The organism is Polynucleobacter sp. UB-Tiil-W10, assembly GCF_018881605.1.
Lineage (GTDB): Bacteria > Pseudomonadota > Gammaproteobacteria > Burkholderiales > Burkholderiaceae > Polynucleobacter.
On sequence record NZ_JACVPZ010000001.1, the window covers coordinates 348,359 to 371,980 of the forward strand.

20 protein-coding genes and 1 pseudogene are annotated in these 23,622 nt (G+C 46.7%); 4 read left to right on the forward strand and 17 right to left on the reverse strand.

Going from position 1 to position 23,622, the window contains the following annotated elements; translation table 11 throughout:
* Positions 1-28: 28 nt before the first annotated feature.
* The gene (locus tag ICN33_RS01690) at positions 29-1,681 is read right to left on the reverse strand and encodes an acyl-CoA synthetase (protein WP_216193957.1); all 1,653 of its coding nucleotides are present in this window, start codon (positions 1,679-1,681) and stop codon (positions 29-31) included.
* Between the two features lie 38 nt (positions 1,682-1,719).
* A complete protein-coding gene (locus ICN33_RS01695) occupies positions 1,720-2,640 on the reverse strand; it encodes a histone deacetylase family protein (protein ID WP_216193959.1) in 921 nt (306 codons plus the stop codon).
* A gap of 83 nt (positions 2,641-2,723) precedes the next feature.
* On the opposite strand from ICN33_RS01695, the gene ICN33_RS01700 reads away from it, so the two are divergent.
* Complete coding sequence (locus tag ICN33_RS01700) at positions 2,724-3,977, forward strand: lytic transglycosylase domain-containing protein (RefSeq protein ID WP_216193961.1); 1,254 nt, start codon at positions 2,724-2,726, stop codon at positions 3,975-3,977.
* On the opposite strand, the gene cysM is transcribed toward ICN33_RS01700, so the two are convergent.
* From cysM to gyrA, 15 genes and pseudogenes are all read right to left on the reverse strand, one after another.
* Positions 3,974-4,885 carry a cysteine synthase CysM gene (cysM, locus tag ICN33_RS01705; protein ID WP_216193963.1) on the reverse strand — a complete coding sequence of 304 codons (912 nt, stop codon included), beginning with the start codon at positions 4,883-4,885 and terminating at the stop codon, positions 3,974-3,976. The genes ICN33_RS01700 and cysM overlap by 4 nt on opposite strands.
* Positions 4,886-4,926: 41 nt before the next feature.
* Positions 4,927-5,355 (reverse strand): helix-hairpin-helix domain-containing protein, encoded by a 429-nt coding sequence (locus ICN33_RS01710; protein WP_255530517.1) that lies wholly within the window; start codon positions 5,353-5,355, stop codon positions 4,927-4,929.
* Between the two features lie 88 nt (positions 5,356-5,443).
* Complete coding sequence (gene rfaD, locus ICN33_RS01715) at positions 5,444-6,463, reverse strand: ADP-glyceromanno-heptose 6-epimerase (protein WP_216193965.1); 1,020 nt, start codon at positions 6,461-6,463, stop codon at positions 5,444-5,446.
* Positions 6,460-7,389 (reverse strand): D-glycero-beta-D-manno-heptose-7-phosphate kinase, encoded by a 930-nt coding sequence (gene rfaE1 / locus ICN33_RS01720; protein WP_216193967.1) that lies wholly within the window; start codon positions 7,387-7,389, stop codon positions 6,460-6,462. Before rfaE1 ends, rfaD begins: the two co-directional genes overlap by 4 nt.
* A 45-nt stretch (positions 7,390-7,434) precedes the next feature.
* Positions 7,435-8,799 carry a UDP-glucose/GDP-mannose dehydrogenase family protein gene (locus ICN33_RS01725; protein ID WP_216193969.1) on the reverse strand — a complete coding sequence of 455 codons (1,365 nt, stop codon included), beginning with the start codon at positions 8,797-8,799 and terminating at the stop codon, positions 7,435-7,437.
* Positions 8,800-8,869: 70 nt separating this feature from the next.
* Entirely contained in the window at positions 8,870-10,081 is a 1,212-nt protein-coding gene (gene lapB, locus ICN33_RS01730) for a lipopolysaccharide assembly protein LapB (protein WP_216193971.1), read from the reverse strand.
* A 66-nt stretch (positions 10,082-10,147) separates the two neighbouring features.
* Positions 10,148-10,486: pseudogene (locus ICN33_RS01735) on the reverse strand (integration host factor subunit beta); the annotation flags it as partial.
* A gap of 52 nt (positions 10,487-10,538) precedes the next feature.
* Positions 10,539-12,212 (reverse strand): 30S ribosomal protein S1, encoded by a 1,674-nt coding sequence (rpsA, locus tag ICN33_RS01740; protein WP_068324328.1) that lies wholly within the window; start codon positions 12,210-12,212, stop codon positions 10,539-10,541.
* A gap of 145 nt (positions 12,213-12,357) precedes the next feature.
* The gene (gene cmk / locus ICN33_RS01745) at positions 12,358-13,020 is read right to left on the reverse strand and encodes a (d)CMP kinase (protein WP_216193972.1); all 663 of its coding nucleotides are present in this window, start codon (positions 13,018-13,020) and stop codon (positions 12,358-12,360) included.
* A gap of 16 nt (positions 13,021-13,036) precedes the next feature.
* Positions 13,037-14,356 carry a 3-phosphoshikimate 1-carboxyvinyltransferase gene (gene aroA / locus ICN33_RS01750; RefSeq protein WP_216196507.1) on the reverse strand — a complete coding sequence of 440 codons (1,320 nt, stop codon included), beginning with the start codon at positions 14,354-14,356 and terminating at the stop codon, positions 13,037-13,039.
* An 8-nt stretch (positions 14,357-14,364) separates the two neighbouring features.
* Positions 14,365-15,246, reverse strand: a complete 882-nt coding sequence (locus tag ICN33_RS01755; protein WP_216193974.1) for a prephenate dehydrogenase/arogenate dehydrogenase family protein — start codon at positions 15,244-15,246, stop codon at positions 14,365-14,367.
* A 29-nt stretch (positions 15,247-15,275) separates the two neighbouring features.
* The gene (gene hisC / locus ICN33_RS01760; RefSeq protein ID WP_216193976.1) at positions 15,276-16,394 is read right to left on the reverse strand and encodes a histidinol-phosphate transaminase; all 1,119 of its coding nucleotides are present in this window, start codon (positions 16,392-16,394) and stop codon (positions 15,276-15,278) included.
* A 46-nt stretch (positions 16,395-16,440) separates the two neighbouring features.
* Positions 16,441-17,520: a prephenate dehydratase gene (pheA, locus tag ICN33_RS01765; protein WP_216193978.1), complete on the reverse strand. Its 1,080-nt coding sequence runs from the start codon at positions 17,518-17,520 to the stop codon at positions 16,441-16,443.
* Positions 17,520-18,617, reverse strand: a complete 1,098-nt coding sequence (gene serC, locus ICN33_RS01770) for a 3-phosphoserine/phosphohydroxythreonine transaminase (RefSeq protein WP_216193980.1) — start codon at positions 18,615-18,617, stop codon at positions 17,520-17,522. The genes pheA and serC overlap by 1 nt, the downstream gene beginning before the upstream one ends.
* 27 nt (positions 18,618-18,644) lie before the next feature.
* Entirely contained in the window at positions 18,645-21,359 is a 2,715-nt protein-coding gene (gene gyrA / locus ICN33_RS01775; protein ID WP_216193982.1) for a DNA gyrase subunit A, read from the reverse strand.
* 159 nt (positions 21,360-21,518) lie between these two features.
* Between gyrA and ompA the strand changes: the two genes are divergently transcribed.
* The 3 genes from ompA (at position 21,519) to ICN33_RS01790 (ending at position 23,568) form a co-directional block, all read left to right on the forward strand.
* Complete coding sequence (ompA, locus tag ICN33_RS01780; protein WP_216193984.1) at positions 21,519-22,094, forward strand: outer membrane protein OmpA; 576 nt, start codon at positions 21,519-21,521, stop codon at positions 22,092-22,094.
* A 96-nt stretch (positions 22,095-22,190) separates the two neighbouring features.
* On the forward strand, positions 22,191-22,880 hold the full coding sequence (gene ubiG, locus ICN33_RS01785; protein ID WP_216193986.1) for a bifunctional 2-polyprenyl-6-hydroxyphenol methylase/3-demethylubiquinol 3-O-methyltransferase UbiG: 690 nt from the start codon (positions 22,191-22,193) through the stop codon (positions 22,878-22,880).
* Positions 22,881-22,887: 7 nt separating this feature from the next.
* A complete protein-coding gene (locus ICN33_RS01790) occupies positions 22,888-23,568 on the forward strand; it encodes an HAD-IA family hydrolase (RefSeq protein WP_216193988.1) in 681 nt (226 codons plus the stop codon).
* Positions 23,569-23,622 lie beyond the last annotated feature (54 nt).

A 23,622-nucleotide genomic window follows, 5' to 3' on the forward strand; every position in this document is an offset into this window, starting at 1 on the left:
CTATTTTATCCGCCCTCAAGACCTAGCTCTAGACATCAATAGCGGTGGCAGATCCAGCCTGCTTACGCAACTCAAACTTCTGAATTTTGCCAGTCGAGGTCTTTGGTAGCTCACAGAACACAATGGCTTTGGGAACCTTAAAGCCAGCCAAATGCTGCTTGCAGTGGGCAATAATTTCCTCGGCCGTCACTTCTGAGCCCGGTTTAATTTCCAGGAAAGCGCAAGGCGTTTCACCCCACTTGGGATCGGGCTTGGCAACAACTGCAGCAGCATTAATTGCTGGGTGGCGATAGAGTACATCTTCAACTTCTACAGAGGAGATATTTTCCCCTCCAGAAATAATGATGTCTTTACTGCGATCCTTCATCTTCACATAACCATCTGGGTTCATCACAGCCAAGTCGCCCGAGTGGAACCAGCCACCCTCAAAAGACTCTTTGGTTGCTTTGTCATTCTTTAAGTAACCCTTCATGGCAATGTTGCCCTTGAACATAATTTCGCCCATGGTTTCACCATCAGCTGGAACTGGCTGCATTGTTTCTGGATCTAAAACGGCAATCGCTTGTTGCAGGTGATAACGCACACCTTGGCGAGCATTTAAACGAGCACGCTCACCGATATCTACATCATTCCATTCATCTTGTTTGACGCACACAGCTGCCGGACCATAGGTTTCAGTTAAACCATAGACATGAGTTAAATCAAATCCTAACTTTTCCATACCTTCAATAATGGAGGCGGGGGGAGCAGCGCCTGCAATCAAACCTTTGACGCCGGTGGGGACACCTAGCTTCATCTCATCTGGCGCATTGACCAATAAGTTATGCACAATAGGCGCTGCGCAGTAATGAGTCACGCCATGCTCTTTGATAGCAGCAAAAATATGTTGCGCATCTACCCGACGTAAACACACATTGACGCCAGCGCGAGCAGCGATCGTCCACGGGAAACACCAGCCATTGCAATGGAACATTGGCAGTGTCCAGAGATAGATGGGATGCTTATTAATATCCCAGTCCAGCACATTTGAAACGGCATTGATTGCAGCGCCTCGATGGTGATACACCACGCCCTTGGGGTTACCAGTAGTGCCAGAGGTGTAGTTCAAGCAAATTGCTTGCCACTCGTCCACAGGTACCTGCCATGCATAATTGGGATCGCCTTCAGAAAGCAATTTCTCATAAGTGAGAGTTCCCAACTTCTCACCCGGCACATCAAATTCTTTTTCCTCAACATCAATTACTACAAAATCACGGCCAGAATCTTTCTTAGCAATCTCGAGGGCTTTTTTCATCACCCCTGAAAACTCAGGATCAACAATGACTACTTTTGCTTCGCCATGATTCAGCATAAAAGCAACTGACTCTGCATCCAAACGCGTATTGAGTGCATTTAACACTGCGCCCGCCATGGGGATACCAAAGTGCGCCTCTACCATTGGAGGGGTATTGGGCAACATCACTGCAACCGTATCACCCAAACCAATGCCATGCTTTTGCAAAGCGCTGGCCAAGCGACGGCAACGCTCATAAGTTTGCCTCCAAGACTGACGCAACTTCCCATGAATAATGGCAGTTTTATTGGGATAGACTTCTGCCGAGCGCTCTAAAAATAAGAGCGGCGTAATTGGGGTGTAGTTGGCTGGATTACGATCCAAACCTTGTTCATAAATATTTGCCATCTTCAGCTTTCGATTTCAGTTTTACTAAACGTGATTTATTAAATATCTGCCAATGCCTTAATGTGGGCCACAACGCTGCGACCAAGCGCAGAAAGGTTATAACCCCCTTCCAAGCAACTCACAATGCGCCCTTGCGCATAATCATTAGCAATCACTTTTAGGCGATTGGTGATCCAAGCGTAGTCGTCCTCCACTAAACCCATCTGACCTAAATCGTCTTCTCGGTGAGCGTCAAAGCCCGCTGAAATAATAAGCAATTCAGGCTCAAAATTACGCAAGGCAGGCAACCATCGCTCTTCTACGATCGAGCGCACTACATCACCACGAGTAGCCGCAGGTAATGGCACATTCACCATATTGGTCGCGTGATCAAGTCCGCTATATGGGTAGAAAGGATGTTGAAAGAAGCTACACATCAAGACATTAGGGTCGTTGAAAAAAGCGGCTTCCGTACCGTTGCCATGATGTACATCAAAATCAATAATAGCGACGCGCTCAATGCCATAGGTTTCCATGGCATATCTTGCCGCAATAGCTACGTTATCAAATACGCAAAAACCCATAGAGCGAGTTGGCTCTGCATGATGTCCCGGGGGTCTTACTGCACAAAAAACATTCTCAACCTCGCCTTTCATGACGGCATCTACACCTGCAATTGCGGCACCAGCAGCCCTGAGTGAAGCTCTATAGGTATGGGGATTCATGATGGTGTCGCCATCGAGCATGAAATACCCGCTCTCAGGAGCACGATCCCGCACGAAAGAAACATGGTCAGGACTATGCACCAACTCAAGTTGATCCTCAGTTGCTAATGGCGCATCCAAATGATGTAAAAAACGATCGACGCCACTGCGTATCAGTTGGTCATTAATCGCCTGAATTCGTTCTGGACACTCTGGATGATGGCTTCCCATCTCATGTTTCAGAAAGTCTGGATGAGTTATGTATCCTGTTGTCATAAGCCAAAATCCTCAATAGCAAATTTATAATTTTTATAATCTGATAAAACGTGCTCAACATTCGAAAATCCAATACCCGCTGCATGAACTTTCGCATCTCCTTCCTACTCTTTGCTCTTGCTCTGGCAGGGTGCTCTAGCGCCCCAACACAACCAAGCCAATCGCAACAGCCCATCGTAAACCAGACTGATGATGCACTCACAGAGGCTCGCTTTAGCCAAAATCTCAATGACCTACTAGGGCAAGTCTCCCAGACCCAAGAAATCCCGCTCCCAGCGCTAGAAATGGGCTTCCTAGATGCTAAAACGGTTCCTTCAATTCGCAAATTGGTATTACCCCCATCGGGGACTTTTAAGAAAAATTGGCTGGTTTATCGTAAACGCTTTATAGAGCCCGTCCGCCTGAAGGCTGGCAAGGCCTTTTGGGATCAAAACCAGGCCTTTTTAAGCCAAGTTGAGCAGGAATCAGGGGTACCCGCTGAGATTATTGTGGCCATTATTGGCATCGAAACAATATATGGACGCCAAACCGGCAACTTCAGGGTTAAGGATGTTCTGTCTACCCTGGCCTTTAGCTACCCCGATACCCCCAATAAACCAGCTCGAGAGCAACTCTTCAAGGATCAACTCAAAGAACTGATTCTCATGTGCTGGACTGAAGCAGGCGGCAAATTGCCTTCTCAAAATAGTAGCCAAGGTGTTAATGGCGCACGCTTTAGTGCCTGCCTGAATCAGAACAGCTCATATGCGGGCGCTATAGGCCTGCCACAGTTTATGCCCAGCAGTATTCGAAGCTTTGCGGTTGATGGCGATGGGGACGGACGCATCGATCTCAAACAAAGCCCAAAAGACGCCATTGCCAGTGTTGCTAACTTCATGAAAAAACATGGTTGGCAACCCGGTATGCCGATTTCTTTTCCAGTGCAAGCTAACGCAATTAGTGAGGCAAAATTATTAGCAGATGGCGAGCCGCAACTGAAATACACAGTTCAGGAACTGATTGAAAAAGGCATCCTCACTAAGCAACAGGGCGACCTTCAAACTGGTGGTGTTGAACCTCAAAGCAAAGCTTTTATTGTTGACTTACCCTATCCCGATAAAGATGGCTCAGACCAAGTGCAATATTTTGTAGGCTTGAATAACTTTCTGACGATTGTGCAATACAACCGGAGTTACTTTTATGCCCAAAGTGTTGCTGAGTTTGCGGAGGCCTTGGGTTATAGGAACCAAAGCGTAGTGCCAGTAGAAACTTCGAACAAAATCAATAGACCTACAGCAACCACTGAAAAATCTAAATCTAAGAAATCAAGCCCAAAGAAAAAGGCAAAGACCTCTTAAGCCGGAAATACTCCAGTAGATAGGTAGCGGTCACCACGATCGCAAACAATAAAGACGATCGTAGCGTTTTCAACTTGACGTGCAATCCGAAGGGCCACCACCAAAGCACCGCCGGCGGAGATGCCGCAGAAGATACCCTCTTCAGCCGCCAAGCGACGAGCCATTTCTTCTGCATCCGCTTGTGAAACGTACTCGATTAAATCAACTTTATCGCCCTGATAAATCTTAGGCAGATACTCAGGCGCCCACTTCCGAATACCTGGTATCTGAGAGCCATCTTCTGGTTGTGCGCCAACAATCTGAATCGCGGGATTCATTGATTTGAGATAGGTAGACACCCCAGTGATGGTGCCGGTAGTACCCATAGCAGAAACGAAATGCGTAATCTGTCCATCGGTATCACGCCAAATCTCAGGGCCAGTCGTTTCAATATGTGCCCTGGGATTATCTGGATTAGCAAATTGATCAAGCAATCTGCCGCGACCTTCTCTTTGCAATTGCAATGCGTAATCTCGCGCAAATTCCATACCACCAGATGCTGCAGTCAAAATGAGTTCAGCGCCGTAAGCCGCCATACTTTGACGACGCTCAATGCTTTGATTTTCTGGCATCACCAAAATCATCTTATAGCCAAGCATAGCCGCAGTCATTGCTAAGGCAATGCCCGTATTACCGCTAGTCGCCTCGATTAAAGTGTCACCAGGTTTAATTTCACCGCGCTCTTGTGCGCGTGAGATCATCGACAGCGCAGGTCGGTCCTTTACCGACCCGGCTGGATTATTTCCTTCCAACTTACCTAAAATCACATTGTTACGATTCTCGTTTTCCAAACCAGGGATACGCTGTAAGCGCACCAAAGGCGTATTGCCCACTGTTTGCGAAATAGTAAGGTAGGAAGGTTTGCTCATGAAGCCATTTTAGCCATAAGCAAGCCTATACACGAAAGGGTCTAATTTCTGCGCCCTGCTCCCGCACGTTCCTGCTGATTGCGAGGACTAGCTTGATTACGCGAATGGCGTCGACCAGATGCCCCGCCCTCTTTCTTTGTACGGCCATTCGGCTCCCGAAAAGAGCTTGGAGCCTCGATCGTTAAACCGTTGTCCACCATTTTTTCTACTGATTTCATGCCAATACCACGTACTCTCTTTTGCAGATCATTAGCATCCTGAAAATGCCCACCATCTAAACGCTCAGCAATAATGGTTTTTGCTTTAGATGGGCCAATCCCTTTGATGCTCTCAAGCTCGGTTTGAGTGGCAGTATTGACGTTAATGGGTGAAGCATATGCCGCCCCAGCACTTGAAGCTAATACAGCGAATGTTAGAGCTGCAGCCCTAACTAGACTCCAGCATCTACCTAAATTTAAATTCCTCGTCATGCTCTCTCCTGTAGTGAATAAAAAATCCACGGGCACAAAGTGCGCGTGGATCGTTTACAACGAAGAGAGGCTAATTCTGTTGACTGGCTTACAAGGGGTTGGCCAAGAAACCAGCATTGACCTCCAGCCACTCAATATATCTTCCTACGCCTTGCTCAACATTGAGGAAGGGCTCTGTATAGCCTGCAGCCCTAAGCTTAGTGAGATCCGCCTGAGTAAAACATTGATACTTCCCTTTGAGGGCATCTGGAAACGGAATGTACTCAATGGCTTTTTCTTTGACTAATTCTTGCAGGCTTGCAGGTGCTGCTTTATCAAGCTTGCGCATCGCATTAGCCACCGCATGCGCCACATCATTGAAAGGTTGCGCACGACCACTACCTAAATTGAATATGCCGCTAATTTCTGGATGGTCTAAAAAGAATAGATTTACCTTGACTACATCCTCAACCGAAACAAAGTCACGACTTTGCTCACCAGGACCATAGCCACCGTACTCACCAAAGAGTTTTACGTGGCCATTGGCTTTGTATTGGTGATATTGGTGAAAGGCTACGGACGCCATGCGACCCTTATGAGACTCGCGAGGACCATACACATTAAAGTAGCGGAAACCAACCACTTGAGCTGTGTTTGCTTTTTCTGCAAAACGCTTACGCATGACTTGATCAAACAAGAACTTAGAGTAACCATAAATATTGAGCGGCTTCTCGTGTTCGCGGCTTTCTACAAAAACTTCTGATCCGCCATAAGTAGCGGCTGATGAAGCGTAAAGCAACTGAACCTTTTGCTCTGTACAGATATCCAACAGATCCATGGTGTAACGATAGTTATTGGCCATCATGAAAATACCATCAGTTTCCATGGTGTCGGAACAAGCCCCCTCATGGAAGACTGCCCGGACTTTACCAAAGCGACCACTTCTAAACGCCTCTAGAAACTCATCTTTATCAAGATAATCAATGATGTCTAAATCTGCGAGGTTCCGATACTTATCGGCAGGACGAAGATCATCTACAGCAATGATATTTTTTTCACCACGCGCATTGAGCGCCTGAACAATATTTGCGCCAATAAATCCTGCTGCGCCGGTTACGATAATAGTCACTGTAATTCCTCTGAAGTAACGGTTGCAGTTCCTAGCTTACCAACTACGATGCCACCCGCACGATTTGCAAGTGCCATGGCTTTTTCTAAAGGCCACTTCGCAGCCAAAGCCACAGCCAAAGTAGCGATAACGGTATCGCCAGCACCAGAGACATCAAATACCTCGCGTGCTTGCGCCTTTACATGACTCACACCTGCATCGGTATACAGACTCATTCCATCCTCAGAGCGCGTTAAGAGCAACGCCTGCAAATCAAGAGACTTTCTCAGATCTTGGGCCTTCTTCGTTAAATCTTCTTCGCTAGTCCACTTGCCAACTACTTGGAGTAGTTCGCTACGATTAGGCGTTAATACAGTAGCGCCACGATACTTCTCGTAATCTTCGCCCTTAGGGTCGACAAGAATCATTTTGTTTTGTGCTCTGGCTTGGGCAATCATATGGGCTACTTGCCCTAAAGCGCCCTTGCCATAATCCGAAAGAATCACCACATCAGCATCGCCAACCAGTTTTTCGAAACGCTCTAACTTGTGAGCAAGCGCTTTAGCACTTGGCGTTTCTTCAAAGTCCAAACGAATCAACTGTTGCTGGCGAGCAATAACGCGCAATTTAACAATAGTCGGAACGTCCGCATCAATTTCTAACTGGCTATCGACACCACCCGCTTTTAACAATTCAACCACACGTTTACCAGGCTCATCATTACCAACAATACCCAGAATGGTTGCATTAGCATCAAGTGCTGCAACGTTACGGGCTACGTTAGCAGCGCCACCAAGACGCTCATCAATCTTAGAAACCTGCACCACTGGTACAGGCGCTTCTGGAGAAATGCGATTGGTATCACCAAACCAATAGCGATCCAGCATGACATCACCCACCACTAGTAGGCGGGCCTTGGAGAACTGTTCGCGATTTGCTTTTTCCATATGAATCTTTATATTTTCTAATTATTCGCTTTGTCTTGGTACTGCTTAATTATGTCGCCCAATACCATGGTACTCAATACCTAATTCTTGCATAGAAGCTGGCTCATATAAATTGCGGCCATCAAAGATGATGGCGCGCTTGAGTTTTTGCATCACTTGCTCAAAATCCGGACTTCTAAAGGCTTTCCACTCAGTCACAATGATTAAGGCATCTGCATCATCCAATGCAGTCATAGGATCATCGGTCATTGATACTTGCTTACGGCCTTCAGGGCTATCTTTAAAGTCTAAATCTAGGCAGTGTTTAGCTTCTGGCATTGCGACTGGGTCATAAGCAACTACTTGAGCGCCGCGTTTAACAAGTTCTGCAATGATGACTCGGCTTGGAGCTTCGCGCATATCGTCGGTATTAGGCTTGAAGGCTAATCCCCAAAGCGCAAACTTCATTCCTTTGAGATCTTTACCAAAACGCTTCTCGATCTTTTCAACCAAGATGTACTTTTGCAACTCATTTACCGCCTCTACCGCATCAAGAATCTTCAAATCCCTGCCGTGCTCTTTAGCAGTTTTGGATAGGGCTGAGACATCCTTAGGAAAGCATGAACCACCATAACCCGTTCCTGGATATAAAAAGCCAAAACCAATTCGTGAGTCTGAACCAATGCCTTGTCGAACAGCCTCAATATCCGCACCTACTAAGTCAGCTAAGTTAGCCAGCTCATTCATGAAAGAGATACGGGTAGCTAGCATCGCATTAGCAGCATATTTTGTCAGCTCAGCACTTTTCACATCCATGTAATAGGTACGCTCATGGTGGCGATTAAAAGGAGCATAGAGCTTGCGCATTTGCTCTTTGGCTTTTTGGCCTGCTGGAGTACTTTGCGTTCCAATCACAATCCGGTCTGGGCGCATAAAGTCTTCTACTGCAGCACCCTCTTTTAGGAACTCAGGATTAGAGACCACAGAGCATAACTCTGGTGAGAGGCCTCGCTTTTCTAGCTCTTCTGTAATGGCTGCAGACACTTTATCTGCAGTACCTACTGGAACAGTTGATTTATCAACAATGACCTTAGCATTCGTCATATGGCGCCCAATATTACGAGCAGCAGCCACCACATATTGAAGATCTGCTGAACCATCTTCATCTGGTGGGGTGCCAACAGCAATAAATTGAATCTCGCCATGAGCTACAGACGCAGCAATATCGGTAGAGAATTGCAGACGGCCAGCAGCTCTATTACGCTCAATCATCTCTTTAAGGCCTGGCTCATAAATAGGTACGCCGCCAGAATTGAGTATCTCAATCTTTTTAGGATCTACGTCAACACAAAAGACATTGTTGCCCTGCTCAGCTAAGCAGGCGCCTGTAACGAGTCCTACGTAACCGCTTCCAATGATGGTGACTTTCAAATGAGCTCCAAAAATTTTATAGTGATATACATTATTACAACGTCAAATCATGACCATTTAATTAAACTGCTTACATCGAAGGGCCGCTAGGCGCGACTCCCTCACTTCGCCTTGGGGAGTATGCCTCCCAATGATTACAGCCGGGACATTGCCAATAAAATCTTCTCGCTCTAAAACCGCAATTGCCACAGGTATAGCGAGCTAAGCTAGTTGTACGTTGGCGCAACAAATTGAGAATCGATTGCAACTCCAGAAGTCTCTCTGGATTAGCGCTACCCTCCTCTAATGCAAGACGAGTTTCAGCCAGCTTAGATAAGGCAATCAAGGTTGGTGAATGCTGCATCACATCAGACAACATGACATTAGCCGCTTGAGGGCCGCGTATTTTCATGAGATGTTTATGCACAATGTCGAGCAACTCACCTGTGGCTTGGGTTTTCAGTAACTCGCAGAGACGATCTAAGCCCTCATCCGCTTTATTAATTGCGGTATGAGCCAGCATCCAACGGTCTGCCAATAAATGCATATATGCAGGATGAGCACTGGCAATCAAACTCCAAGCCTCAATCGCCTGAGAGGGACGATCCATTGCCATTAAATAATCACCCTGCAAAATCAGAGCGCGGGCATGATTGGGTTCTGCCTGCAAAGCGCGTTGTATCGATTGCTCTGCTTCTACTAAATCTTTACGGCGCAATGCTTCTTGACCAAGCTCGCAGTGAAATTGCGCGATTTCCGTATGATGCGATTTACCTTGTATACCCTCTAGCTCACTTGCGGCGATGATGGCTTTTTTCCAATCATGCTCAATTTGATACATCTCCAATAGACTCTCTTTTGCGGGCTCTGCATATTTGCCATTGCCCACACGATTTAATGAGGCCTCTGCTCTATCAAGCAAACCCGCACGCAGAAAGTCACGGCCCAATTCATAGGCTGCGTGATCTCGATCACGTGGTTTTAAGTCATCGCGATTTGCTAAGTGCTGATGCACCCGAATAGCCCGCTCAGTCTCGCCACGACGACGGAACAAGTTACCCAATGAAAAATGAAGCTCGATTGTCTCTGGATCTAACTGTGCAATTTTGACCAAAGTTTCAATAGCTTGATCGGGCTGCTCATTCAGCAAAAGACTTAAGCCCTTAAATGTTGAGCGCTGCTGACGCATACGCTCACGCTCATCCATGCGATTTTCAAGGCGCAAATCCCAGCGTGCCGCCAACCAACCGATGCCAAACATCACCGGCAGCAGCAATAACCAAGCGGTAGCTATCTGAATCATAGTATGCAGAATTTAAATAAAAAAATGGCCCGAATGGACCACTGAGGTTGAGCCTGAATCTTAGGCACCAGAACCCTCTTTGGGGCCCGCCTGTTTCAAAGGCTTGTAATCAACTCGCTCGCGTAACTCTTTGCCAGGCTTAAAGTGCGGAACGCGTTTTTCTGGAATCAATACTTTCTCACCAGACTTTGGATTGCGACCAGTACGAGCAGGACGATGGTGAAGCACGAAGCTACCTACGCCGCGCAGCTCAATGCGCTTACCCTCAGCCAAAGCATGAGTCATTGTGTCCAGCAAAGTCTTTACCGCCAACTCCACGTCTCTAGGCAAAAGCTGCGGAAACTGTTCCGCAAGGCTCTCCACTAGTTCGGAGCGGGTAATTGCTTGTTGCTCTTGATCTGTCATGATCTATCAATAAAAAATCGCCGCCTCCCCAATGGAAAGCGGCGATATTGATTTAGCCTTGATTATCCAATTTTGCTTTTAACAAAGCGCCCAAATTGGTTGTGCCGGACTGCGCATCACCTTGGAGCTTGCTCATAGCATCTTGTTGATCAGAGCTGTCTTTTGCTTTGATTGAAAGATTGATAACGCGTGACTTACGATCAATATTAATGATCATGGCAGTTACGCTGTCGCCTTCTTTCAATACATTACGTGCATCTTCAACGCGATCTGTTGAGATCTCAGAAGCACGCAAGTAAGCCTCAACTTCATCAGCCAAGTGAATCGTTGCACCCTTAGCATCAACAGCCTTCACAGTACCAGTAACGAGGCTACCCTTGTCGCTGACAGATGTGTAGTTATTGAATGGGTCACCAGACAATTGTTTGATACCAAGAGAGATACGCTCTTTCTCAACATCAATTGCCAAAACAGTGGCTTCAACTTCATCACCTTTTTTGTATTTCTTAACAGCCTCTTCTCCTGGCTCATTCCATGAGAGGTCTGAGAGGTGAACTAAACCGTCGATACCGCCAGGCAAGCCAATGAACACACCAAAGTCAGTAATAGACTTGATTGCGCCAGTTAACTTGTCGCCTTTTTGCTGTGCACGTGAGAACTCTTCCCATGGATTAGCTTTGCACTGCTTGATGCCCAAGCTAATACGACGCTTGTCTTCATCAATATCCAGAACCATTACTTCAACTTCGGTTCCCAATGCTGTAGCTTTGCTTGGAGCAACGTTCTTATTGGTCCAGTCCATTTCAGAAACGTGTACCAAACCTTCGATACCAGACTCAATTTCAACGAATGCACCGTAGTCAGTCAAGTTGGTTACTTTGCCGAATAAACGGGTGTTCGGTGGGTAACGACGAGCGATACCAACCCATGGATCATCACCAAGCTGCTTCACGCCGAGTGAAACACGGTTCTTCTCTTGATCGAACTTCAAAATCTTAGCGGTAACTTCTTGACCAACAGTCAACATCTCGCTTGGGTGACGCACACGACGCCATGCCAAGTCAGTGATGTGCAAGAGGCCATCAATACCACCGAGGTCAACGAATGCGCCGTAATCAGTGATGTTCTTAACGAGGCCAGTAACAACAGCGCCTTCTTTAAGGTTAGACATCAACTTAGCACGCTCTTCACCTTGGCTAGCTTCAACCACTGCACGACGTGACAACACTACGTTGTTACGCTTACGGTCAAGCTTGATAACCTTGAACTCCATCGTCTTACCTTCGTAAGGGCTGGTGTCTTTGATTGGGCGTGTATCAACAAGTGATCCAGGCAAGAATGCGCGGATACCGTTAACCATCACAGTCAAGCCGCCTTTAACCTTACCAGTAACAGTACCGGTAACAATCTCAGCTTGCTCGAGAGCTTTTTCCAAATTCATCCATGAAGCCAAGCGTTTCGCTTTGTCACGGGATAGGATTGTGTCGCCATAGCCGTTCTCAAGAGCGTCAATAGCAACAGAAACGAAATCACCAGGAGCAACTTCAATCTCGCCAGCGTCGTTATGGAATTCTTCAACAGGAATAAACGCTTCAGACTTTAAGCCAGCGTTAACAACGACGAAGTTATGGTCGATGCGAAGAACTTCAGCCGAAATAACTTGGCCGGTCTTCATATTCGATCGGGTTAATGATTCTTCAAATAATTCTGCAAATGATTCAGACATGTGTATTCACTTTGTGCCGCCAGAAGGCCTGACGGGTTAGGTTAAAAAAGCCTTAAAGAAACACGCTAATGAAAAGGTCGCGTTGTGGAGTTTCTTAAGACACCAAAACTACTGCATACAGCCAACTACTTAACTACTTACAAAACTAGGCAATTGCGGATTGATACCAATTCAAAACCGTCTTAACTGCTTGATCTATCGACAAATCTGATGTTTCAAGCACTTTTGCACCGTCTGCAACTAACAAGGGGGCGGCACCTCGACTACTGTCTCTGGCGTCGCGCTCTTGCAAATCTTGCAGCAAGTCATCAAGTTTAGCAGAAATTCCCTTAGCTATCAATTGCTTATAGCGACGTTCGGCTCTGGCGGCGGCCGTTGCAGTCAAAAAAACCTTCAAAACTGCATCCGGGAATATGACGCTAGCCATATCCCTGCCATCAGCCACCAAGCCTGGAAGTTGTCGAAAACTGTGCTGTAGACCCACTAAAGCAGCTCTGACCTCTTGGTGAACCGCCAAAGTTGAAGCCCTTAAACCAATACTTTCAGTCCGAATACTGTCAGTCACATCTTCATTATTAAGGAAAATTTGCCCATTTTTAAATGAAATCAGTAACTTAGGAACTAAAAGACCTAGTTCTGGCCCATTTTTGACATCAATTCCGTGTTTTTCGCTGGCTAAAGCGACTAAACGATAGAGGGCGCCACTATCCAAATAATGAAATCCGACCTTTTCTGCGACTAATGAAGCAACCGTCCCTTTGCCAGAGGCGGTAGGCCCATCAATAGCGATGACTGGTGGGAGACTCATCAAAAATAAATGTGGGTTAACTCACTACTTTCGCAAACTCAGCGAAATAAGTTGGAAAAGTTTTCGCTACGCAATGAGGATCATTGATCTTGAGTGCATTTGGACCAAATGCGGCGAGTGAGAAACACATCGCCATGCGATGGTCATCGTAGGTATCAATGCCTTCGCTTGGTGACTTCCAATCGTTTTCTGATGTAGGGGCCTGAACAACAATATAGTCAGCACCCTCTTCAACAACGGCGCCAATTTTCTTTAATTCTTTCGCCATCGCCGCAATTCGATCGGTTTCTTTAACGCGCCAGCTAGCGATATTATTTAAGCGGGTCGGGCCCTCTGCAAATAAGGCAACGACGGCAAGCGTCATTGCAGCATCCGGAATTTCTGTGCAATCAATCGTGATGCCATGAAGTTTGCCGTTGGCATTCTTGACTCCAGCAACTTCAATCCAATCTTCACCAGCAGTAATCTTGGCGCCCATGAGTGCAAGCGCATCAGCAAATGCAACATCACCCTGAATACTGTCTTTGCCAACACCTAAAACTTTCACGGGACCGCCACCAATAGCGCCTAGAGCCAGGAAGTAAGAAGCCGAAGAGGCATCACCCTCTACAGACAATTGGCCAGGACTCATATAAACAGCGTCAGATGTCTTTGCAGGAATGATGAATGACTGCTTGTCAGGACAAGCAACATTCACACCAAAGCGCGCCATGAGCTTTAAAGTAATGTCGATGTAAGGGCGTGAGATAAGCTCGCCAATCACCTCAATGCGCACAGGTTCGATTGCAACTAACGGTAAAGCCATTAGTAATGCCGTTAAGAATTGGCTAGATACATCACCGCGCACTTTAACGACATCTTTAATCTGAATATCTGCTGCTGAAATTTTGATTGGAGGATAGCCCTCTTGTAATTCGTAATCAATCTTGGCGCCCACTTGGCGTAAGCCATCTACTAAATCTCGAATCGGCCTCTCATGCATGCGAGCAACCCCAGATAAACGGTAATTTCCACCTTGCATTGCCAATGCTGCAGTCAGCGGACGAATCGCAGTACCTGCATTTCCCATAAAGAGATCTGCTTCACGCACCGGAAATTGACCACTACACCCTTCAACCACGCAAACATTATTTGCTTGATCGGTAACCGATAAACCCAATTGACGCAAAGCATTACGCATCACTTGGGTATCGTCGGCATCTAATAAATTCTTCAGGGTTGTTGTGCCTGACGAGAGGGCTGCAAGCAGCAGTGCCCGGTTAGAAATACTTTTAGACCCTGGCAAAACAATAGCGCCTTGCGCTTGTTTAAATGCCCCAATGGTAATGTCTGGCAAACCACTCATCAAAGCACATCCAAATCTTGACGCGCCTTGCTAGCCTTATTAAATAGCTTCTCCAAGCCAGCGCCATCATTTTCAGAAATGAGTTTGCGCATGTGATTGACGATCAACAAATATTGATCCAACTCTTTCAGAATTGCCGTGCGATTACCTAAGCAGATGTCACGCCACATTTCTGGGCTTGAAGCAGCAATGCGTGTGAAATCCTTAAAACCTGCGCCTACATGACTCAGCTTTTGATCAGCATCCTCAGAGTTCACTACGCTGGCCATCAAGGCATAAGACAAGATGTGTGGCAAATGTGAAACGGCTGCATAAATAGCATCATGCTGTACGACACCTATCTTTTTTACCTCAGAGCCAACGCTTTCCCAAAATCCCGTTATTAAAGCCGTATCTTCAGGAGAATTTTCTTGCAGAGGACAAATGATGGTTTGCTTGCCTTTGAATAAATCGGCTTTGGCTGCACTAGCTCCATGTTGTGCTCCGCCAGCTATAGGATGTGCTGGCACAAACTGACATGCCTTTTTACCCAATACTTCCTTTGCGGCCAAGATGACATCGCCTTTAGTGCTACCAGCATCGGTCATCATTGTTCTGGGCTCAAGATGTGGTTCAATTACCTCAAAGGCAGCGCGCATTTGCGCAACGGGCACACAAAGCACAATCACATCAGACTGCTTAGCAGCCTCAAGCAAATCTACCACTTCATCAATCGCACCCATCTTTTGTGCTTGATCCAAATTTTCCTTGCTTCGACCCACGCCCAACACTTTGGTAACTACGCCAGCTTGCTTAAGCGCCAACCCTAAAGATGCACCAATCAAACCAACACCAACAATAGTGACGGTGCCGTAATTGCTTGCAGGATTAATGATAGTCATTAGTATTGAATTTTTCTGAACTCTGACTACTATGCCAAGATCGCTTTTAAAGCTTCAATGAATGCTGCATTCTCTTCTGGCAAGCCAATCGAAATACGTAGCCACTGTGGCAAACCATAGTTACCCACTGGCCGAACAATAATGCCGCGCTTCAGTAAGGCCAAATTCATGCATACACCCGCCTGATCATCCTCACCCACTTTAACGAGAACAAAGTTGCCTGCGGATGGCAGGTAGCGCAACCCCAATTCGTCAAAGGCTTTGGTGAGTTGGGCATAACCTGCACGATTGAGCTCAAAGCCTTGCTGTAAAAATTCTTTATCTTGAAAAGCAGCAATGGCAGCAGCTTGTGCCAGGCTGTTTACGTTAAATGGTTGACGAATTCGATTCAGCAGATCGGTTAGATGCGGCTGCGCAATACCGTAACCAATGCGCAAACCTGCCAAGCCATAAGCCTTCGAGAAGCTACGCGACAAGATCATATTTGGGAAACGCCTTACCCAAGCAATTGCATCGTAGCGTTGCTCCGGCGCAAGGTATTCGTTGTAAGCCTCATCAAGCACAACAACCACACTCGATGGAACCGCCACTAAGAAATCTTCAATCTCTTTGGACGTTAAATAACTACCAGTAGGATTGTTTGGATTAGCCACAAAAACTAACTTCGCTTTATCACCAGAGGCTTTAATCGCCTCCAACATGGCAGCCAAATCGTGGCCGTAAATATCGGTAGCTGCCACTTCAATTGCTTTAGCACCAATAGCTTGGGTAGCTAAGGGATAAACAGCAAATGCATGTTTAGAAAAGATTACTTCATCGCCGGCTTGCGCCACTGCACGAGCCGCTAATTCTAAAATATCGTTACTGCCGTTACCCAAGGTAATCCAGTCTGTTGGCACACCTAAACGGCTAGCCAAGACATTCTTTAACTCAAAACCATTTGAATCTGGATAACGTCCTAAATCACTTGCAGCCTTGAGCATTGCATCCTGTGCGGACTTAGGCATGCCCAATGGATTTTCATTGGAAGCTAGCTTCACGATCTTGTTTTCATCTAAACCATACTCCCGCGCGACTTCACTAATAGGACGGCCACCAACATAGGGGGCAATCGCATGAATATGTTTTAGACCAATCTTAGAAGTCATTCTGAGTCTTACTATTGTTCGGTTAATTTATCTTGAAATTTACTGCTTAAGCTGAATGTGGATATGAGCCTAAATTCTTATAGAAAGCTGCGACTCCCTTAAGCTCATCAAGCGCCTTCACTACCTTGTCGTCATCTGCATGTCCGGCAATATCAATATAGAAGTGGTATTCCCAAGTCCCCTTGCGTGCTGGACGAGACTCAAAACGATTCATCGATACCCCATGCTTAGCCAGGGGTGCTAGCAGGCGATGGACGGCACCAGGTTGGTTATCAACAGAGAGCACCAAGGAGGTTTGATCTTTTCCAGTTGGCTGGCATGCATAGTTACCGACTACGACAAAGCGTGTGCGGTTATGCGGATCATCTTGTATCTGCGCAGCTACTGCCTGCAGACCATATGCTTCTTGCGCAGGATCGCCAGCAATTGCTGCCAAGCTTGGATCATTTGCCGCCATACGAGCAGCCTCTGCATTGCTACTGACCGCCTGACGCTTTAATTGCGGCGCATGTACGCTCAACCATTGTTGGCACTGCGCTAGCGCTTGGGCATGAGCGCAAACGGTTGTAACACCATCTAGACTGCCGCTCTTGGTTAATAAGTGATGACGAATTGGCAGAACTACTTCGCCGCTAATGCGCATAGAAGAGTCGAGTAATAAATCCAATGTGCGCGAGATAGCGCCTTCACTAGAGTTTTCAACCGGTACAACCCCAAATTGCGCTGCACCCTTTTCTACCGCTTTAAAGACTTCATCCAAACTCGCGCATGGTAAAACTGCAATCGAATGACCAAAATAGGTTTGTGCTGCTTGCTCAGAATATGTTCCTACTGGGCCAAGGTAAGCAATGGTTTGACGAGCTTCGAGGGCTCTGCATGCTGACATCACTTCACGCCAGATTGCAGCAATACCATCAGGAAGTAATGGGCCAGCATTGATTTCTTGGAGACGTGCAACTACTTGACGCTCGCGCTCAGGACGAAAGACTGGTGAGGCAAAACCGCCCTTCACATGACCTACTTCCTGCGCTGCTTTTGCACGCTGGGTTAGTAAATTTAAAATTTGCGCGTCTAATGCGTCAATTGTTTCCCGCAAGGGCGCTAAGCGCTGCTCTTCAGTACTCATTAAGCCCGCCTTTCAAAGTCGCGCATAAATTCAACTAAGGCTTTTACACCTTCAATAGGCATTGCGTTATAGATACTGGCACGCATGCCACCTGCGGCCTTATGACCACGCAATGCAACCAGACCGGCCGCATTCGATTGGGCTAAAAACTCAGCATTCAGGTTCTCATCCTTTAAGAAGAAGGTCACGTTCATGCGTGAGCGATATTCTTTAGTAACGCGATTCTCATACAAACTACTTTGATCTAAGAAGTTGTAGAGCAAATCTGCTTTTTCCTGGTTGCGCTTTTCAATCGCCTTGACACCACCCTGCTTGAGCAACCATTTAAAGCCTAGGCCAGCCATATAGATCGAGAATGTCGGGGGCGTATTAATCATGGACTGCGTATTCGTCTGCACAGCCCAGTCCCAAATCGTCGGGGTAATGCCCATGCTGTGGCCAATTAAATCCTTGCGCACAATAACAATCGTCACGCCTGATGGGCCAATGTTCTTTTGTGCACCACCAAACCAAACAGCACACTTATTTACATCCATTTCCTTAGAAAGGATGTTGCTAGAAATATCTGCAACTAGTGGGGTGGCACCAACATCAGGAACATCCGGAAATTCCACGCCACCAATCGTCTCATTGGCACAGTAGAGAACATAAGCAGCATCATCAGATAGTTTCCAAGTCGATCTTGCTGGAATGGTGTTGAATTTTTCTGCAGCTGATGATGCAGCTAGATTTACAGCACCGTACTTCTGTGCTTCTTTATAGGATTTTTCTGACCATACGCCAGTAACAATGTAATCTGCCTTAGGTCCATTTTTGGCCAAAGGCATGAGGTTCATCGGGATGGCTGCATTTTGTCCAAGGCCGCCGCCTTGCAAGAGCAAAATTTCGTAGCGATCAGGAATGCTCATGAGGGTGCGCAAATCCTGCACTACCTCCTCATAAACTTCCATGAACTCTTTGCTGCGATGACTTATTTCCATCACACTCGTACCGAGTCCACGCCAATTGAGCATTTCATCGGCAGCCTGCTTCAATACCTCTTCAGGCAAAGTAGCAGGCCCCGCAGCGAAATTAAAAATGCGGCGGTCAAAAGTCATGATGTTAGTTATTAGTGTGGTGACGCTTTACGCGTCACCTGCCGTATCAGAATTAGAGTCCGTTGCTGGATCAGCAGTTACATCGCCTTCTTCTGCATCATCAACATCACCTTCGTCATCAGAGTCGCTCTCAGCAATACGCTGTAAGCCAGACAAACGCGTACCTTCGTCTACGTTAATCAGAGTAACGCCTTGAGTAGCACGACCCATCTCACGAATTTCAGACACACGCGTGCGAACTAAAATGCCGCCAGTAGTAATCAACATGATTTGATCTTCAGGCGACACTAATGCGGCAGCGACTACTTTGCCGTTACGCTCAGTCGTCTGAATGGCAATCATGCCTTTTGTGCCACGGCCATGACGGGTGTACTCAGCGATTGGCGTACGTTTACCGAAACCATTTTCTGTTGCAGTTAACACGCTATTTGGAATACTTAATCCATTAGCATCAATCACAGCGGCTTCTGCTCCTTCGGCGGCTTCGGCTGGCGCAACCAACATAGCGATCACTTGATGACCTTCGCCTAAGTTCATACCACGTACACCACGAGCAGTACGACCCATTGGGCGAACATCATTCTCATCAAAGCGCACTGCTTTACCAGCATCAGAGAACAACATCACATCGTGCTTACCATCAGTAATTGCTGCGCCGACTAAGAAGTCGCTTTCGTTCAAATCAACTGCAATAATGCCAGCCTTACGTGGGTTAGAGAAGTCAGACAAACGTGTCTTCTTCACGGTACCCAAGCTAGTCGCCATAAAGACGTAATGATCGTCTTGATAGCCTTTAATCGGCAGAATCACAGTGATCTTCTCGCCTTCAATCAACGGGAACATATTGACGATTGGCTTGCCACGAGAAGTACGACTTCCTTGTGGTACTTCCCATACCTTGAGCCAATACATACGACCGCGATCAGAGAAGCACAAGATGATGTCATGCGTATTCGCTACGAATAAAGTATCAATCCAATCTTCATTCTTGGTAGCCGCCGCTTGCTTGCCACGACCACCGCGTTTTTGTGCGCGGTATTCGCTTAGCGGCTGACTCTTCATGTAACCAGTATTAGAAAGTGTGACTACCATATCTTGCGGTGTAATCAAATCTTCAGTGAAGAGTTCGGTGGCATTCATCTCAATAAATGAACGACGACCAGTATCGCCACCAGCAATACCAAACTCAGCTTGAACTTCCTTCAACTCAGTTTCAATCACTTGAGTCACACGTTCTGGCTTCGCCAACAAATCCAGTAAATCAGAAATTTCTGACATTACTTCTTTGTACTCATTGACGATCTTATCTTGCTCAAGACCAGTCAAGCGTTGTAAACGCATCTGCAAAATTTCTTGCGCTTGACTATCAGAGAGGCGGTACAGGCCGGTAGTTTGCATGCCGTACTCAGGCAACAAACCTTCTGGGCGATAAGCGTTGCGACCTCCTGGGGTATCGGTCTCGGCGCGCGCCAACATCTCGCGCACCATTGAAGAATCCCAAGGCTTGCCCATCAATTCTTGTTTAGCTATCACTGGATTTGCAGCAGCTTTAATCAATGCAATGAACTCATCGATGTTAGCTAATGCAACAGCTAAACCTTCTAAAACGTGACCACGATCACGTGCTTTGCGTAATTCAAAAATCGTACGACGTGTCACTACTTCGCGACGATGTTGCAAGAAGTACTCAAGCATTTGCTTCAGGTTCAACAAGCGTGGTTGGTTATCCACCAATGCCACCATGTTCATGCCGAAGTTATCTTGCAGTTGAGTACTCTTATACAAATTATTGAGAACAACTTCAGGCACTTCACCGCGCTTGAGTTCAATCACAACACGCATACCGGATTTATCTGACTCATCACGCAAATCAGAAATGCCCTCTACTTTTTTCTCATTTACCAACTCAGCGATGCGCTCGAGCAAATTCTTTTTATTAACTTGATAAGGCAACTCATCAACGATGATCGCTTGACGGGCGCCCTTGTCTAAATCTTCAAAGTGGGTCTTAGCGCGCATGACAACACGGCCACGACCAGTGCGATAGCCCTCACGGACACCTTGAACGCCATAAATAATGCCGGCGGTTGGGAAATCAGGGGCTGGAATGATCTCAATCAGCTCATCAATCGTGCATTCTGGGTTGTGAAGCACGTGTAAACAGGCAGTAATCACCTCATCCAGGTTATGGGGAGGGATATTGGTTGCCATACCTACAGCAATGCCAGAACTGCCGTTTATGAGCAAATTAGGCACTTTGGCAGGCAGAATCAGGGGTTCTTTCTCGCTACCGTCGTAATTTGGCCCGAAATCGACCGTTTCCTTGTCCAAATCAGCCAAAAGCTCGTGGGCAATCTTGCGGAGACGGATCTCGGTATACCGCATCGCAGCAGCGTTATCGCCGTCCACAGAGCCAAAGTTACCCTGTCCATCAACCAACATATAGCGCAGAGAGAAGTCCTGGGCCATCCGAACGATCGTGTCATACACCGCAGAATCACCGTGCGGGTGGTATTTACCGATTACATCGCCAACTATACGGGCAGATTTTTTGTAAGCTCGGTTCCAATCGTTGTTTAATTCATACATTGCAAATAAGACCCGGCGGTGAACCGGTTTGAGGCCATCACGCACGTCTGGCAGGGCTCTGCCGACGATGACGCTCATTGCGTAGTCCAAATAGGACCGCCGCATTTCGTCTTCGAGGGATATTGGTAGTGTTTCTTTAGCGGCTTGTTCCATCTAGAAATAATATCATTTTGATGACAGGTAGGCCCTATGCTAAGATTCTGTCAGTTTGTACGAAATTGAGATGTGTCGCTTTGCAGTTTTTGCATTAAGGTAGGGCGAATTACATTTAAGTTTGACTTTAATTAAAAAAGAGATTTTTGAGGACTAAAAATGAACAAAACCCTAAGAGTGTTGCTCGCTTCTGTTATTACTGTTTCTGCTTCTGCAGCAATGGCTTCTGATAACTGGCAAAACGGCGATGGCGCCCTAAACTGGAAAAACGGCGATGGCACATTGTGCTGGCGCGATAACAACTGGACACCTGCAACTGCAGCTCAAGGTTGTGACGGTGCGTTGACTGCTGCTGCTCCTGCTGCTGCTGGCGTTAGCCAAAGCAAAATCACTTTGCAAGCTGACACACTTTATGACTTCAACAAGTCTGACTTGAAACCAGAAGGTAAAGCTACTTTGGACAAGATCGCTGCTGACTTAAGCAAGATCAAGTTAGAAGTAATCATCGCTGTTGGTAACACTGACAGCGTTGGTACAGATGCATACAACATGGCCCTCGGTCAGCGTCGTGCGCAATCTGTAAAAGCATACTTGGTAAGCAAGGGTGTTGACGGTAGCCGTATCTACACAGAATCTAAAGGCAAGAGCAATCCAGTTGCATCAAATGCAACTGCTGAAGGCCGCGCTAAGAACCGCCGTACTGACATCGAAGTTGTTGGTACAGCAGCTAAGTAATTCACTTTACTTGTAAAAAAGCCCGCTTTTAGCGGGCTTTTTTATTTCCGCTATATTCATAACCTTCTTCTATAGCTTCACAATTAGCCAATTCATATGAACGTCGACCAGTCAGAAATCGCCAAATTTAGCGCCCTAGCCCATCGTTGGTGGGATCCCAATAGCGAATTTAAGCCTTTGCATGCCATCAATCCACTACGTCTTGGCTGGATCAAAACCTTTGTTAATTTAGAAGGCAAGAAAGTAGTAGATATTGGCTGCGGCGGCGGCATCTTGGCCGAATCCATTTCTCAATCAGGCGCAGATACTACCGGCATCGATTTGTCTGATAAAGCACTTAAAGTCGCTGAATTGCATGCATTAGAGGTCGGCGCAAACCTCACCTATCGCTCCATCTCAGCAGAAGCACTGGCTGAGGAGCAGCCCGAACAATATGACGTTGTAACCTGCATGGAAATGCTTGAACACGTTCCCGATCCCGCATCAGTAGTGCGTGCGTGCGCCAAACTCTGCAAACCAGGCGGAACTTTATTTTTTAGCACTCTCAATCGCAGCCCTAAGTCTTACTTATTTGCCATTATTGGAGCAGAGTACATCCTGAAACTGCTTCCCAAAGGCACTCACGAATACGCGAAGTTCATCAAACCTTCTGAGTTAGTAGCCTTTACCCGCCACGCAGGTTTAGAAATGCTTGGTATGAAAGGTCTGAACTACAACCCACTCACACAGGTATACAGCCTAAGCGATGATGTAGATGTTAATTACATGATTGCCGTTCGAAAGTAACTTACTCGTGAGCAATCTTTCAAGCCCATATGCAGGGATCTTTTTTGATTTAGATGGCACATTAGCCGATACCGCACCAGATTTGGTGGCGGCAACCAATAAATTGCTGATTGCGCGCAATCTTGCGCCCAAACCTTATGAATTCCTGCGCCCCTATGCATCAGCTGGAGCCCGAGGATTGCTCGAAGGGGCCTTTGGCATTAGCCCTGATCATGCCGACTTCATACCTTTGCGCGATGAGTTTTTCAGCAACTATGAAAAAGCATTGCTAGTAGAAAGTAAATTATTTGATGATATGCATCATTTACTCGATGCAATGGATCAAGCCAATCTCCCTTGGGGCATTGTGACCAACAAAAGCCATCGCTTTACCAATCCCCTGGTTGAGTTGATGAGTTTGAGTCATCGATCTGTTGCAACCGTTTCGGGTGACACAACGCCATACTCAAAGCCACACCCAGAGCCTATCTTGCATGCCGCTAGAGTAGCGAATATCGACCCCACAAAATCAATCTATGTGGGAGACGATATTAGAGATATTCTCGCAGGTAAGGCGGCTGGCATGAAGACTGTGGCTGCTGCATATGGTTACTGTGGCTGCAAAGAGCCTCCAGAGGCCTGGGGGGCTGATTTCGTGATCAATAACCCGCTCGACTTAATGCAAATCATCTTTCCCAACAGGGAATAACCCAAAAGATATTCAGCAATTTAAGGTCGGCGGCCTTAAAATAGAGTTTCCTAT

Coding starts and splice junctions, on each gene's coding strand:
- ICN33_RS01690 (WP_216193957.1), bottom strand. CDS start 1,681: ATGGCAAATATTTATGAACAAGGTTTGGATCGTAATCCAGCCAACTAC.
- ICN33_RS01695 (WP_216193959.1), bottom strand. CDS start 2,640: ATGACAACAGGATACATAACTCATCCAGACTTTCTGAAACATGAGATG.
- ICN33_RS01700 (WP_216193961.1), top strand. CDS start 2,724: ATGAACTTTCGCATCTCCTTCCTACTCTTTGCTCTTGCTCTGGCAGGG.
- cysM (WP_216193963.1), bottom strand. CDS start 4,885: ATGAGCAAACCTTCCTACCTTACTATTTCGCAAACAGTGGGCAATACG.
- ICN33_RS01710 (WP_255530517.1), bottom strand. CDS start 5,355: ATGACGAGGAATTTAAATTTAGGTAGATGCTGGAGTCTAGTTAGGGCT.
- rfaE1 (WP_216193967.1), bottom strand. CDS start 7,389: ATGGAAAAAGCAAATCGCGAACAGTTCTCCAAGGCCCGCCTACTAGTG.
- lapB (WP_216193971.1), bottom strand. CDS start 10,081: ATGATTCAGATAGCTACCGCTTGGTTATTGCTGCTGCCGGTGATGTTT.
- rpsA (WP_068324328.1), bottom strand. CDS start 12,212: ATGTCTGAATCATTTGCAGAATTATTTGAAGAATCATTAACCCGATCG.
- cmk (WP_216193972.1), bottom strand. CDS start 13,020: ATGAGTCTCCCACCAGTCATCGCTATTGATGGGCCTACCGCCTCTGGC.
- ICN33_RS01755 (WP_216193974.1), bottom strand. CDS start 15,246: ATGACTATCATTAATCCTGCAAGCAATTACGGCACCGTCACTATTGTT.
- hisC (WP_216193976.1), bottom strand. CDS start 16,394: ATGACTTCTAAGATTGGTCTAAAACATATTCATGCGATTGCCCCCTAT.
- pheA (WP_216193978.1), bottom strand. CDS start 17,520: ATGAGTACTGAAGAGCAGCGCTTAGCGCCCTTGCGGGAAACAATTGAC.
- serC (WP_216193980.1), bottom strand. CDS start 18,617: ATGACTTTTGACCGCCGCATTTTTAATTTCGCTGCGGGGCCTGCTACT.
- gyrA (WP_216193982.1), bottom strand. CDS start 21,359: ATGGAACAAGCCGCTAAAGAAACACTACCAATATCCCTCGAAGACGAA.
- ompA (WP_216193984.1), top strand. CDS start 21,519: ATGAACAAAACCCTAAGAGTGTTGCTCGCTTCTGTTATTACTGTTTCT.
- ubiG (WP_216193986.1), top strand. CDS start 22,191: ATGAACGTCGACCAGTCAGAAATCGCCAAATTTAGCGCCCTAGCCCAT.